This is a genomic window from Rhizobium sp. FKY42 (assembly GCF_005222835.1).
Lineage (GTDB): Bacteria > Pseudomonadota > Alphaproteobacteria > Rhizobiales > Rhizobiaceae > Neorhizobium.
In genome coordinates, this window is record NZ_STGA01000029.1 from 149,788 (window position 1) to 162,214 (window position 12,427).

Consider the following 12,427-nt stretch of genomic DNA (forward strand, 5'->3'; position numbering starts at 1 on the left):
TTCACTGGATTGCCCATTCAACGCGTTGCCGTGATCAGCGTTCCGTCCTAACCCTACCGAAGCTTTTCGCGATTGAGCAGCGCCCATTGCAGCAGCATGATCGTCTTGCCGTCGAGGATCTCGCCACTCTCCACCATGATCAAAGCTTGCGAGAGCGGCACTTCTAGTACCTCGATATCCTCGTTCTCTTCCTCCAGACCGCCACCGTCAGAAATCCGGTCTTCCACATCGATCAGCGCAACATAGAAGTGGATGAGCTCTGTCACCGCACCGGGCGACATGAAGCATTTGAACAGAAAGCGCACATCGCGCACCTGATAGCCGGTTTCTTCAATCGCTTCGCGGCGAATGGCCTCTTCCGGATGCTCGCCGTCCAGAAGGCCTGCCGGAGTCTCGATCAGCAACCCATCAGTCTCGTTCATATAGGCAGGCATACGGAACTGACGGACAAGAACCACCAGATCCCGCTTCGGATCGTACAGCAAGATCGTCGCGCCATTGCCCCGATCATAGACTTCGCGGTCCAGTCTGCTCGTCTTGCCGTTGCGACCCGTATAGTCGAAGCTGACCTTGTGGAGAAAATACCAGTTGTCGGAAAGTAGCTTCTTCTCGACGATGGTCACTTCGGGTCGCACTGGATGCGTCATGCCATTTCCTTCTTGAGCCACACCCGATTGTCGTGAACGGCGGCGCCGCCGTAGGGTGCTACCGGATCGGCTCCGGTCAGTACGTTGATTCCTTCACCGTCCAGATGCGCACCATTCGGCCAGAGCCCTTCGGCAATCAGCACGCCGCGCCGGGCAGTCGCGACGATCTTGACGTGGATGCGCAGGTCCCCTCGCCGGTTGCCGATACGGACAACGCTGCCGTCCTCAAGGCCATGGTTGGCAGCGTCATCCGGGTGAACCATCACCTCCGGACGCCCCTCCTTGTCGCGCGAGGTTTTTGTCTCCGCAAATGTGGAATTCAGGAAGTTGCGCGCAGGTGATGTGGCCAGCCGGAAAGGATGCTCTTCATCAGTCATTTCGATAACATTGACCTGATCGGGGAATGTCGGAAGCTCCGCGTGGGGGCCGAGCGGACCGATGCTGGCTGGCGTCTTGTTGGGGGATGGACCGTTCGCCCAATCGGGCCTGAAGCGGAACTTCCCATCCGGATAACCGAAGCCGTTCAGATAATGAGACTCCTCAAAGCCCGGCTGACAGTCGATCCACTTGTCCACCAGCAACTGGTCGTAGCCCGGATAGCCATTCGGCAGCAGCATACGGTCGATATGTTCGCGTTCGCTCAAGCCGAAGCCCGGATAGTGGTCCACGCCAAGACGCCTGGCGAGTTCCTCAATGACGAAGAGATTGGTGCGCACGGTGGCCGGTGGCTCGACCAGTTTCGGACCAAGAAGAATGTGGTTCTGACCGCCAGCGCGGTACAGATCATCATGCTCAACGAACATCGTCGCAGGCAAAACGATATCGGCCACCTGCGCGGTATCTGTCATGAAATGCTCGTGGACGGCGACAAACAGGTCATTACGCAGAAAACCCTGCCGCACCAGCCGCTGCTCCGGCGCGATGTTCATCGGATTGGTATTCTGAATCAGAAGCGCAGTCACTGGTCCGCGATGGCGCAGCGCCACCGGGTCGCCTGTCAGAACGCGACCAATCTGGGATTGGTCGAGCATACGGATATCGGGGTCGACATAGGCCGTGCCCATCAGTTCGCGCTTGTCGAGCAGAAAGAGTTCACCATTGTTGTGAAAGGCGCCCCCGCCCTCGTACTGCCAGGAGCCGAGCACCGTGGCGATAGAAAGCGCAGCATGCATCGAGACCGTCCCGTTGCGCTGGCGCGTAAAGCCATAGCCCAGGCGGAAGAAGCTTTTCTTGGTCGTACCTACCAGACGCGCAAAGGCCTCGATCTCCTCGACCGAAAGCCCGGTGATGTCGGACGCCCATTCCGGCGTCTTCGCCTGAAGATGCGCTTCCAATCCCGCTGGATCGTCGGCAAATTTCGCCATGTACTCCCGGTCGGCGTAACCATCGCGGAAGGCGATGTGCATGACGGCGCAGGCAAGCGCCGCATCCGTGCCGGGCTTCAGAATGATCTTCACATCCGCCTGCTTCATCGTCGGGCTGTCGTAGATGTCGATAACGACGATCTTCGCGCCCCGCTCCTTGCGCGCCTTCACCGCATGGGTCATGACGTTGACTTGGGTCGCTACGGGATTCGTACCCCAGATCACCACGCAATCGGATTTCGCCATTTCACGCGGGTCAGGACCACGCAAAGCGCCCGTTCCCAGCACATAGCCTGTCCAGGCCATATTGGTGCAGATGGAGCCGAAGAAGCCCGAATAACGCTTGGCGTGGCGAAGACGCTCGATTGAATCGCGCTGTACCTGCCCCATGGTGCCGGCATAGAAATAGGGCCAGATCGCCTCACTACCATTCTGGGCCTCAGCTTTCACGAAGGCTTCGGCAATCTCATCGAGTGCTGCGTCCCAGGAGATCTCCTGCCAGCTGCCTTCCCCCTTTGCTCCCTTGCGGCGCTTCGGCGCCAGCAACCGCTCCGGGTGGTAGAGGCGCTCCGCGTAGCGAGCGACCTTGGCGCAGATGACGCCAGCGGTATAGGTGTTGGCATTGGCCCCGCGCACACGCCCAATCCGACCATCATCGGTCAGATCCACTTCCAGCGCGCAGGCCGAGGGACAGTCATGCGGGCATACGGTGGCTTTGGCCATATGACCGACGGTGTTTTTCAGGGAAATCGGAGTCGCAAGGTTCATGCCATTCCTATAGGACATGCAGAAGCTTGCAGAAAGCGGCATTTGCGTTCCATCAAATCTATTGAAATTATCCAGCAGGGTTTCGAATGAACTATCGGCACATCTATCACGCAGGCAATTTTGCCGATGTTCTCAAACATGCAGTTCTGACACTGCTGATCCGCCATATGCAGAAGAAGGATAAGGCATTCCGCGTTCTGGATACCCACGCCGGTATTGGGCTCTACGACCTTTCTTCGGAAGAAGCGCAGAAGACGGGCGAGTGGCGGGATGGTATTGGCCGCTTGCTGGAAGCCGATCTGGACAGCCAGGTTGCTAGTCTTCTGCAGCCCTATCTTGACGCGGTTCGCGCTGAAAATCCCGTAGGTGGACTTACCTATTATCCCGGCTCCCCTCGTTTGGCGCGCAACCTGTTTCGTCCACAGGATCGGCTTGCGGCGATGGAACTGCACCCCGATGATTACCGCCGCCTGGCTCGCCTGTTCGAGGGCGATTTTCAGGTGCGCGTCACGGAGCTGGATGGATGGCTCTCGCTTGGTGCGCATCTTCCTCCGAAGGAGAAACGCGGCATCGTGCTGGTAGACCCGCCCTTCGAGATCGATGGAGAATACGAACGGCTTGTTCAGGGACTGGCAACGGCCTATCGTCGCTTTTCCGGTGGCACCTATTGCCTTTGGTATCCGCTGAAAAAAGGCGCGCCGATCCGGCGTTTCCATGAGGAATTGCAGGCACTGGACATTCCCAAGATGCTTTGCGCCGAGCTTTCAGTGAAAAGTGACCGGGATGGCACCGGTCTTTCCGGCTCTGGCCTCATCATCGTCAACCCACCCTTCACGCTGAAAGATGACCTTCATCGTCTTCTGCCAGCACTTAAGGATCTGCTTGCTCAGGATCGTTTTGCGTCCACACGTGCATTCTGGTTGCGTGGCGAAGAACGCATAGAAACTTAGTCGTCAGTCGCGAGGGAACGGTGCTTGACCCGGCACGCACGCCGGGACATCTTCTCCGTGCATCGGAGATTTGATTCATGTTCCGTTCTATTTTTCCAAAACTGATTGCCCTGACTGCCCTCGTTGCAAGCACATTCGCCACCGCACCGCCGACTCTCGCGGAGGACAAGGCCGGAGCCTTTGATTTCTACGTTCTGGCCCTGTCCTGGTCACCCACCTTCTGCTCAGGCGAGCGAGGACAGAAGAGCCCGCAGCAATGTGGCACCGACAAGAAATTCTCCTTCATCGTCCATGGGCTTTGGCCGCAGAATGAAAGTGGTTATCCCCAATCCTGCGCCAGTTCCGAACCACGAACAGTGCCGGATGCCGTTGGACGCCCCTATTTCGACATCATGCCGTCCATGGGCCTCATCGGGCACCAATGGCGCAAGCATGGAACCTGTACGGGCCTTTCCCAGAAGGAGTATCTGGAAAAAATCCGCAGCGCCTACAACAAGGTCAAGCTGCCGCAGGATCTGACCGCTCTCACGACCGCCGGGACTTTCTCGGCCGAGGCCATCGAGCAGAAATTCACCGAGATCAATCCGGGGCTCACCGCAGACTCCATTGCTGTCAATTGCGAAGCTTCCAAGCTTGAGGAGCTGCGAATCTGCATGACCAAGGATCTGGGATTCCGCCCCTGCACGCAGGTTGACCGGGGTGGCTGCAAGATCAAACGCATCACCGTGCCGCCGGCACAGTAAACTGTAAGGAACTGCCATGAAATTGCTTGTGTCTCCCACTTCCCCCTACTCCGCGAAATGCCGCATGGCGGCGCGCCATCTTGCACTCGGGGTCGAAGAAGTTCGTGTCGACACCAATGCCGAACCGCCGGAACTCATCGATAACAACCCACTGGGCAAGATCCCGGTCCTGCTCCGCGAAGGCCAGAAGCCTGTTTACGATTCTGTTGCCATCATGCAATTCTTCAACCGCCAGTCTGGCGGCAAGCTCTATCCGCTAGATGCCGAGGCAAGAACCGAAGCGGAAGTGCTAGAGGCGCTGGCCGATGGCATCACGGATTGCCTGCTCGCCATCATCTATGAAGGTCGGTTCCGGCCCGAGGACAAGGTCGAGCAGTCCTGGATCGACAAGCAGTGGAGCAAGGTGACACGGGGCCTGGATTATCTCGAGGCCAACCTTGCGGTCGTTGGCGACAGCCTGCACGGCGGCCACTTCGCGCTGGCTGCACTGATTGGCTATCTTGATCTGCGCTTTGCTGGCAAATGGGCGGATGGCAGGCCGAAGCTTGCTTCGTGGCCAGAACAATTTTCGAAGCTGTTCCCTGAGTTCGCGAGTGTGAAACCCGCCGCCTGATCACGGCTAAAAAAAAGCGGCCGAAGGTTTCCCTCCGACCGCTTCTTGATCCAGATTACGCGGATCAGAACTTGACGCCGATACCAACCTTGACCGAGTGGTCGTCGAAGCCGCGCGAGAAGTTCGTGCCGCCGAGGTTGTAATCCTTGTCCTGGTAGTCCGTGTAACGATACTCAACGCGAGCGGTGATGTTCTTCGTTACCATGGTTTCGACGCCGGCACCGACCGTGTAGCCGAGAGCCGTGTTGCTGTCAGTACCGCTAGCGTTCGAGACTTCGTGGTCAGCAGCCGCCAGACCAGCTGTGCCGTAGATCATGAAGGGGTTCAGATCGTAACCAACGCGAGCACGAACAGAGCCGTTCAGCTTTTCCTTGCCAACGGTGCCGTTGCCTGCAGCGCCCTTCTGACCGTTGTAGCCGAGGTCCGCTTCAGCACCGTATACGATCTGGCCGCTCTGCCAGTTGTAGCCACCGAATACGCCGCCGCCTGCGCCGTCAGCGTCGGTGTGGCTGGAGCCACCCTTGAACTTGCCCATGTCGTACGAGCCGTAACCACCGAGGTAGAAACCAGACCAGTTGCCCACAGGTGCTGCAGTTTCGACGGCAGCCGGTGCTTCCGGAACCTGGGTGACAGCATCAGCCGCATGGGCCGAAACAGCGATGAGGCCGGCGGCAGATGCCATGAGTGTCGCGATAAGAGTACGCATACTTAATTCTCCTTTTCAGTGCCGTGAGGGAGAAGCTGCCTTTGTCTACAGCAGGCTTTTGGTTTCCCGTCGCGTTGACAGTGAAATTGGTGGGGAAATGAGGAATTGAAAGTACCGAAATGTGAATTGATTGTGGCAGAGCGATGGCTGAATCTGGATGTTGCTTGGATGCAACATGCATTTTATTAACCATAACGAAGTGTATACGTCAGATCTGCATAAGATCTATTATTCACAGGCGCGTGAATACATCAATAAATCCATGTATAATAAAATGAAGCCGCTTTCCCGATCTATCCGTAGGCATGCGCCGTAAAGCTCAATTATGAATAAGCGTCAGTGAAAACTCATTAAAATGCGAGTGACCGCGTGAACAAAAGACAAACCATACTTGTGACCGGCGGCGCCAGGCGCATGGGTCGCGCAATTTGCGAAGATCTTGCCCGTCACGGGCACGCCGTTGCGATCCACGCGAACTCCTCGCTCGCCGAAGCGGAAGCCCTTGCCGCAAAGCTTCGAGATCAGGGATGCCAAGCCGTAGCTTTGCAGGCCGATCTGCTGGACGACCGGCAGACCGGAATGCTGATCAGCAGAGCTGCTGCGGAACTCGGCCCCCTTACCGGCCTTGTGAATAGTGCCTCGATATTCCTCAAGGATGAGCCGGATCGCTTCGAACCGGATATCTTCGACAAGCATTTTGCGATTCATGTCCGGGCTCCGTCCATTCTTTCGGCTGGTCTGCTGGCACAGTTGCCGGAGCGCGAGACCGGGCTCATCGTCAACATCATCGATCAGCGTGTCTGGAAGCTGACTCCTCAGTTCTACTCCTACACCCTTTCCAAGGCCGCACTGTGGACCGCGACCCAGACGCTTGCACAGGCCTATGCGCCGCGCATCCGTGTCAATGGTATTGGCCCCGGCCCCTCCTTCAAAAGCGAACGCCAGGCGGAAGAAGATTTCGCCAAGCAGATTGCCGGTCTGCCGTTGAAGCAAGGTCCGTCACAGGGTGAATTCGGTCGAACGATCCGTTTTCTTTTTGACACTCCGTCCATCACGGGCCAAATGATAGCCTTGGATGGTGGCCAGCATCTGGCCTGGGAAACGCCTGATGTGGCGGAGATCATTGAATGAATGGAACGAAACTGCCTGACGGCGGCGTTCTCTACGACGAATCAGATGACGATGAAGACGACGTAATCCAGCCGGAAGCGGAAGCGGCGTCATCGCTGTCTGGCGTCCAGTGGAACGAGGGCTGGAAGAACGAGTCGGGCCTCAAGGGCGCCGACCTTATTGCCGAGTTCGTGAAGCATTTGCCAAACGCACCGGGCGTTTATCGCATGTTCAACGAAGCAGGCGATGTGCTGTATGTGGGCAAGGCCCGCAGCCTGAAGAAGCGGGTCTCGAATTATGCGCAAGGTCGGGTTCATTCCAACCGTCTGTCGAAGATGGTGCGCGAAACCACGCAGATGGAGTTCGTGACCACCCGAACGGAAACTGAAGCCCTGCTTCTGGAAGCAAACCTCATCAAGCGGCTGCGCCCTCGCTTCAACGTTCTTTTGCGCGACGACAAAAGCTTTCCCTACATCATGATCACGGGCGATCATCGGGCACCGGCCATCTACAAGCATCGCGGCGCGCGGGCCCGCAAGGGCGACTACTTCGGTCCGTTTGCCTCGGCCAGTGCGGTTGGTCGTACGATTAACTCCCTGCAGCGAGCCTTCCTGCTGCGAACCTGCACCGATAGCGTCTTTGAAAGCCGCACCCGTCCGTGTCTTCTGTTCCAGATCAAGCGCTGCTCCGGACCCTGCACGCATGAGATCAGCGATGCGGACTACGGGCTTCTGGTGCAGGAAGCGAAGGACTTCCTGTCCGGCAAGAGCCAGAGCGTCAAGGCGACCATCGCCAGCCAGATGGCAGAGGCCTCTGCCGATCTGGATTTCGAACGTGCCGCCGTCTATCGCGACCGGCTGGCGTCGCTCAGCCATGTTCAAAGCCATCAGGGCATCAACCCTGCTGGCGTTGAAGAAGCCGATGTCTTTGCGATTTATCACGAAGGCGGATTGACCTGCATTCAGGTCTTCTTCTTCCGGGCGGGCCAGAACTGGGGCAACCAGGCCTATTTCCCCAAGGCGGACCCGCAGCTTCACGGCTCGGAAGTTTTGAACGCCTTCCTTGCTCAGTTCTACGACGACAAGCCAGTTCCGCGTCAGATCCTTCTATCTGAAACGATCGACGAACAGACTCTGCTTGCGGACGCGCTGAGTGAGAAGGCCGGATACAAGGTCACCATCTCCGTGCCACAGCGCGGGGAGAAAAAGGATCTCAGCGACCATGTGCTTGCCAATGCGCGCGAAGCTCATGGACGCCGTCTCGCAGAAACGGCATCGCAAGAGCGGCTGCTGAAGGGTTTCGCGGAAACCTTTGCCCTGCCCTATGTGCCGCGCCGGATCGAGATCTACGATAACTCCCACATCATGGGTACGAATGCCGTGGGCGGCATGGTAGTTGCCGGACCGGAAGGCTTCGTCAAAAGCCAGTACCGCAAGTTCAATATCAAATCGACCGACATTACCCCCGGCGATGACTTTGGCATGATGCGCGAGGTGATGACACGGCGCTTCTCCCGTCTTCTGAAGGAGGAAGGTTTGCCGGATCGATCGAGCGCCCCTTCGCCGGAAGATGCGGCAGATGCTGGCTTCCCAGCATGGCCGGATGTCATCCTCATAGACGGCGGTCAGGGGCAGATGTCTGCGGTGCGCAAGATTCTCGATGAGCTTGGTATCAGGCAGGTCATCACGGCCATTGGCGTTGCCAAAGGCGTTGACCGCGACGCGGGGCGCGAACGATTCTTTGCCGATGACCGCAGTGATTTTTCATTACCGCCGCGGGATCCGGTCCTTTATTTCATCCAACGCCTTCGGGACGAGGCTCACCGTTTTGCAATCGGCTCTCACAGGGCGCGTCGCAAGAAAGAGATGGTCAAAAATCCGCTCGACGAGATTTCAGGCATCGGACCATCGCGGAAGCGGGCTCTTCTACAGCATTTCGGAACCGCAAAAGCCGTCTCCCGGGCCGGAATAACCGATCTGATGACGGTGGAGGGAATTTCGGAGTCGGTCGCGAAACAGATCTACAATCACTTTCATGAAAATAGGTCAGGCTGAGTTTGGACCGATACGCTCAACTCAAGAATTTTGGGTTGACGCTTTAAGTCCGAAGCATCACTTAAAGGCAATTGCAACTGACAGGTTGACCATGGCATCGCGCGCACTGAACATTCCCAATCTTCTGACCTATGCGCGTATCGTAGCCGTACCGGTCGTCGTGGCGTGCTTTTTTGTCGAGGGGCGCCTCGAAAGCTCCGATGTGGCGCGTTGGACCGCTCTCGCAATCTTCGTTGTTGCCTCAATTACAGACTATCTCGACGGTTATCTGGCGCGTATCTGGAACCAGACGTCAAATATCGGGCGCATGCTGGATCCGATTGCCGACAAACTGCTGGTTGCTTCCGTCCTTTTGCTGATGGCAGCGGATGGCACGATTGCGGGTTGGTCACTGTGGGCGGCTATAACCATTCTCTGCCGGGAAATTCTGGTGTCGGGCCTGCGGGAATATCTGGCCGCACTGAAGGTCGCCGTGCCTGTCACACGCATTGCCAAGTGGAAAACGACCTTGCAGATGGTCTCTATCGCCTTCCTGCTGGCAGGCGATGCCGGTGACAAGGTTCTGCCCTACACAACCGAGATCGGACGCGCCTTCCTGTGGATCGCGGCCATTCTCACGATCTACACCGGCTATGATTATTTCCGTGCTGGCCTCAAGCATGTGGTGGAAGAAGAATGAAGGTGAAGCTCGTCTATTTTGCCTGGGTTCGGGAGCGGATTGACAAGCCGGAAGAGGAAATCGAGGTTCCGGAAACAGTCGTGACAGGTCGTGATCTGTTGAATCACCTGAAGACCTTGGGCGAAGAATACGAAGCAGCACTTCAGTATCCGGACGTCATCCGCCTCGCCATCAATCAGGAACACGTCGACCACGACGAACCGATCACCGGCGCACGCGAAATCGGCATATTCCCACCGATGACGGGTGGATAAGAAAATGGTGGCACTGAAGCCCTTAATCCGTGTCCAGCGCGAAGATTTCGACCTGAAAACCGAGATCGCGACATTGACAGAAGGGCGACAGGACATTGGTGCCGTCGTGACGTTCACCGGCCTCTGCCGCGATGAAGGCGGAAGTCTGAACGCTCTTGAACTGGAGCACTACCCCGGCATGGCGGAAGCGGAAATGGCCCGCATCGCCGAACTGGCAATCGCACGCTTTTCCCTTCTCGGCCTCTCAGCCGTCCATCGCTACGGCAAGATAGCACCCGGTGAGAATATCGTGCTTGTCATTGCAGCCGCATCCCATCGGCAGGCAGCCTTCGACGGCGCGAATTTTGTCATGGATTTTCTAAAGACGGCAGCTCCCTTCTGGAAGAAGGAGCACCTTGCGAATGGCTCTACGGGCAACTGGGTCGTGGCCAAGGATGCCGATGACGCCGCGCGCGACAAATGGCTTAAACCATAGGCTTTTGCTGACGCGTCATTACCAGAAGCAGAGCGAGCAGGGAAATCAGGGCCGCATCCCGCCAGGCCAATGGTGCAAAGGCACTCCAGAAGGTTTCACCAAAGGCAAAGACGGCAGCACCCACTGCTGAACGCCACGGGTGAAGATGTCCGCCCGCGGCGGAAATCAGAACAATCTTCAGCCCGAATATCAATCCGGCACCGAAGCCCATCGTTCCATAATGCATGGTGGCCAGAACGCCACCCAGTCCCGCCAGTAGCGCGCTCAACGCATAGGTTTGTGTACACATCGCCTGGGAGTTCACGCCGCACATTTCCGCCGCCAGCCTGTCCTGCGACACGGCCCTCCAGTTTCGACCCCATTGTGAGAGCGCCACAAATGCGGCTGCCGACACGAGCAGCACCAGCACTGTGGCGGTGTTTGCCAGTTGCAACACGGTCAATGCCACGGGCGACCGGAGTTTTGGCAGAACGGCAATGCTTTGGTTGAGAAAGGGCGGCAGCCAGAGTTCCTGTGTTCCAGAGGCAAGCCGCGCGCTCTCCATCAACACCAGCAAAAGCCCAAGTGACGCGACCGTGAAGGCATTCGGAGAAACCGCCGAGAGTGGCGCTGCGATCCGATGACCTATGATAACGCCCAATGGCAGGACGACGAGGAGCGTTAGAACGGCTCCGACGGACAGCGACGCGGTAAAGGTCAGGAACAGGATGTTCCATCCGGCATGGGCCCCAAGCAGGAATGCATGACCGGAAAAGGCGAACAGCGCGCCGTAGGTGAGATCTGCCCGTTTGGTCAGAGCAAAAGACAGGGCGTAGCCGAATGCAAGGAGCGCATAGAGCGCGGACAGCGGCACCGCGTTTGCAAATTGTTGAAGCGCGTAGTCCATGCCCGTCCTCCAGGTTCAAAGATATAACTGGTAAAATTGCTTTTGCCAGTTATATTTCCGCTATGAGTTTTTCTTGGACACCCCATCGTTTCGTCGGTGGCGCCCTGGCACTGGATGTTGCCAACAGTGTCATTCTGCGCATGGACCCCGCACGCAGCGTGGATCGCTTCGCTGTGCCAGAGCAATTGGCGGGTTTTGCGGACGCAGCCAGCCTGCTTTCCGCAGAGCGAGACAGTTGGGAGCAGTTGCGACCGGTTCAATCGGGGAATGAGCAGACCTTTCTGACATTCCGCGAGGCGGTTGACCGCCACTTCCGCAGCCTCGCGACGGGTACGTGCGACTCGCTTTTGCTCTCCGACCTGCTGGATCACGGTGCGAAGCTGTTGCGCAGCAACCCCAACGCCGGTTGCCTGGAAGCTGAAACTGTTCATTCAGCCCTGCGGCTGCTCAACCTTCCTGATCCGCAACGTCTGAAGATCTGCGGTCATTGCGGCTGGCTTTTCCTTGACCGCAGCAAGAACAAGAGCCGCTTCTGGTGCGACATGGCGGTCTGCGGCAACCGTACAAAGGCCAGCCGCCATTATCGGCGCAAAAAGTCTGGAGATCTGGAATGATCCGAAAGATGACCGCCTTATGCTTCGCACTGGCTCTGCTGCCGGCTTGCCAGCGAGAGACGGAAGACAAAATAGCCGAGTTCAGCGGTCATATTTTCGTTTTCAACTACCGGCTTTCGAAGGCGAACTATGTCGTTACTCTCAGGCCTCTGGAACAGCCGTTAAGGGCGGGAGTTGCAACGGCCTATTTCGACAACCCGCGCGGTGGCGATCCCCTCGTAACTCGCCAAACACTGTATCCCAACATGACGAAGATCGTTCTGGAAAGCCCCGACCTCCAATGCGTCAAGGAAGGCAAGACATACCACGTCAGGGTGGAGATCGCGGATTCGGAGGGGAAGGCTCGCCAGGCACTCGAAACCGATGTCATCGCAACTATCGATCAGAGCGTCCTTCCGGCCAATTCCTTGGTGGTTGGACCGGCCTATGACCTCAATCCGAAGGTGTTCAAGCCGTATGACAATGTCGATCTTTCGCCCATACAGGGATGTCCTGCCTAGGGTTTGGTGAAGAGATCACCTTGTCTCGTTACAAGCTTCCCGATACATCATATCCATAGATGAA

14 protein-coding genes are annotated in these 12,427 nt (G+C 57.3%); 10 read left to right on the forward strand and 4 right to left on the reverse strand.

Annotation, left to right across the window (positions count from 1 at the left end; translation table 11 throughout):
- Positions 1–53: 53 nt before the first annotated feature.
- Positions 54–647, reverse strand: coding sequence for an NUDIX domain-containing protein (locus E8M78_RS11530; protein WP_137135184.1), 594 nt, complete (start codon positions 645–647; stop codon positions 54–56).
- Positions 644–2,779, reverse strand: a complete 2,136-nt coding sequence (locus E8M78_RS11535; RefSeq protein ID WP_137135185.1) for a molybdopterin oxidoreductase family protein — start codon at positions 2,777–2,779, stop codon at positions 644–646. The genes E8M78_RS11530 and E8M78_RS11535 overlap by 4 nt, the downstream gene beginning before the upstream one ends.
- Before the next feature lie 86 nt (positions 2,780–2,865).
- Between E8M78_RS11535 and E8M78_RS11540 the strand changes: the two genes are divergently transcribed.
- The 3 genes from E8M78_RS11540 to E8M78_RS11550 all read left to right on the forward strand — a co-directional run bounded on the left by E8M78_RS11540 (position 2,866) and on the right by E8M78_RS11550 (position 5,085).
- On the forward strand, positions 2,866–3,729 hold the full coding sequence (locus E8M78_RS11540; protein WP_137135186.1) for a 23S rRNA (adenine(2030)-N(6))-methyltransferase RlmJ: 864 nt from the start codon (positions 2,866–2,868) through the stop codon (positions 3,727–3,729).
- Between the two features lie 77 nt (positions 3,730–3,806).
- Complete coding sequence (locus E8M78_RS11545) at positions 3,807–4,472, forward strand: ribonuclease (RefSeq protein ID WP_137135187.1); 666 nt, start codon at positions 3,807–3,809, stop codon at positions 4,470–4,472.
- Between the two features lie 16 nt (positions 4,473–4,488).
- On the forward strand, positions 4,489–5,085 hold the full coding sequence (locus tag E8M78_RS11550; protein ID WP_137135188.1) for a glutathione S-transferase family protein: 597 nt from the start codon (positions 4,489–4,491) through the stop codon (positions 5,083–5,085).
- Between the two features lie 64 nt (positions 5,086–5,149).
- Here E8M78_RS11550 and E8M78_RS11555 read toward each other — a convergent pair whose 3' ends face one another.
- Positions 5,150–5,791: an outer membrane protein gene (locus tag E8M78_RS11555; protein ID WP_137135189.1), complete on the reverse strand. Its 642-nt coding sequence runs from the start codon at positions 5,789–5,791 to the stop codon at positions 5,150–5,152.
- A 369-nt stretch (positions 5,792–6,160) separates the two neighbouring features.
- Here E8M78_RS11555 and E8M78_RS11560 point away from each other — a divergent pair, with 369 nt between their 5' ends.
- From E8M78_RS11560 to E8M78_RS11580, 5 genes are all read left to right on the forward strand, one after another.
- Positions 6,161–6,922 carry an SDR family oxidoreductase gene (locus E8M78_RS11560; protein ID WP_170973399.1) on the forward strand — a complete coding sequence of 254 codons (762 nt, stop codon included), beginning with the start codon at positions 6,161–6,163 and terminating at the stop codon, positions 6,920–6,922.
- The gene (gene uvrC / locus E8M78_RS11565) at positions 6,919–8,955 is read left to right on the forward strand and encodes an excinuclease ABC subunit UvrC (RefSeq protein WP_137135190.1); all 2,037 of its coding nucleotides are present in this window, start codon (positions 6,919–6,921) and stop codon (positions 8,953–8,955) included. Before E8M78_RS11560 ends, uvrC begins: the two co-directional genes overlap by 4 nt.
- Positions 8,956–9,046: 91 nt before the next feature.
- A complete protein-coding gene (gene pgsA / locus E8M78_RS11570; protein WP_137135191.1) occupies positions 9,047–9,634 on the forward strand; it encodes a CDP-diacylglycerol--glycerol-3-phosphate 3-phosphatidyltransferase in 588 nt (195 codons plus the stop codon).
- Entirely contained in the window at positions 9,631–9,888 is a 258-nt protein-coding gene (gene moaD / locus E8M78_RS11575; RefSeq protein WP_137135192.1) for a molybdopterin converting factor subunit 1, read from the forward strand. Before pgsA ends, moaD begins: the two co-directional genes overlap by 4 nt.
- Positions 9,889–9,895: 7 nt before the next feature.
- Positions 9,896–10,363 carry a molybdenum cofactor biosynthesis protein MoaE gene (locus E8M78_RS11580; protein ID WP_170973432.1) on the forward strand — a complete coding sequence of 156 codons (468 nt, stop codon included), beginning with the start codon at positions 9,896–9,898 and terminating at the stop codon, positions 10,361–10,363.
- On the opposite strand, the gene E8M78_RS11585 is transcribed toward E8M78_RS11580, so the two are convergent.
- Complete coding sequence (locus tag E8M78_RS11585; protein WP_137135194.1) at positions 10,353–11,249, reverse strand: branched-chain amino acid ABC transporter permease; 897 nt, start codon at positions 11,247–11,249, stop codon at positions 10,353–10,355. The two genes, E8M78_RS11580 and E8M78_RS11585, sit on opposite strands and share 11 nt — an antisense overlap.
- A gap of 62 nt (positions 11,250–11,311) precedes the next feature.
- On the opposite strand from E8M78_RS11585, the gene E8M78_RS11590 reads away from it, so the two are divergent.
- Positions 11,312–11,863 carry a CGNR zinc finger domain-containing protein gene (locus tag E8M78_RS11590; RefSeq protein ID WP_137135195.1) on the forward strand — a complete coding sequence of 184 codons (552 nt, stop codon included), beginning with the start codon at positions 11,312–11,314 and terminating at the stop codon, positions 11,861–11,863.
- The gene (locus E8M78_RS11595) at positions 11,860–12,363 is read left to right on the forward strand and encodes a hypothetical protein (protein ID WP_137135196.1); all 504 of its coding nucleotides are present in this window, start codon (positions 11,860–11,862) and stop codon (positions 12,361–12,363) included. The genes E8M78_RS11590 and E8M78_RS11595 overlap by 4 nt, the downstream gene beginning before the upstream one ends.
- The last annotated feature ends 64 nt before the right edge of the window (positions 12,364–12,427 follow it).

Excerpts from the sequence above, each read along its gene's own strand:
- E8M78_RS11590 (WP_137135195.1), top strand. The coding sequence starts at position 11,312 with ATGAGTTTTTCTTGGACACCCCATCGTTTCGTCGGTGGCGCCCTGGCA.
- E8M78_RS11550 (WP_137135188.1), top strand. The coding sequence starts at position 4,489 with ATGAAATTGCTTGTGTCTCCCACTTCCCCCTACTCCGCGAAATGCCGC.
- uvrC (WP_137135190.1), top strand. The coding sequence starts at position 6,919 with ATGAATGGAACGAAACTGCCTGACGGCGGCGTTCTCTACGACGAATCA.
- E8M78_RS11595 (WP_137135196.1), top strand. The coding sequence starts at position 11,860 with ATGATCCGAAAGATGACCGCCTTATGCTTCGCACTGGCTCTGCTGCCG.
- E8M78_RS11545 (WP_137135187.1), top strand. The coding sequence starts at position 3,807 with ATGTTCCGTTCTATTTTTCCAAAACTGATTGCCCTGACTGCCCTCGTT.
- moaD (WP_137135192.1), top strand. The coding sequence starts at position 9,631 with ATGAAGGTGAAGCTCGTCTATTTTGCCTGGGTTCGGGAGCGGATTGAC.
- E8M78_RS11535 (WP_137135185.1), bottom strand. The coding sequence starts at position 2,779 with ATGAACCTTGCGACTCCGATTTCCCTGAAAAACACCGTCGGTCATATG.
- E8M78_RS11585 (WP_137135194.1), bottom strand. The coding sequence starts at position 11,249 with ATGGACTACGCGCTTCAACAATTTGCAAACGCGGTGCCGCTGTCCGCG.
- E8M78_RS11530 (WP_137135184.1), bottom strand. The coding sequence starts at position 647 with ATGACGCATCCAGTGCGACCCGAAGTGACCATCGTCGAGAAGAAGCTA.
- pgsA (WP_137135191.1), top strand. The coding sequence starts at position 9,047 with ATGGCATCGCGCGCACTGAACATTCCCAATCTTCTGACCTATGCGCGT.
- E8M78_RS11555 (WP_137135189.1), bottom strand. The coding sequence starts at position 5,791 with ATGCGTACTCTTATCGCGACACTCATGGCATCTGCCGCCGGCCTCATC.
- E8M78_RS11540 (WP_137135186.1), top strand. The coding sequence starts at position 2,866 with ATGAACTATCGGCACATCTATCACGCAGGCAATTTTGCCGATGTTCTC.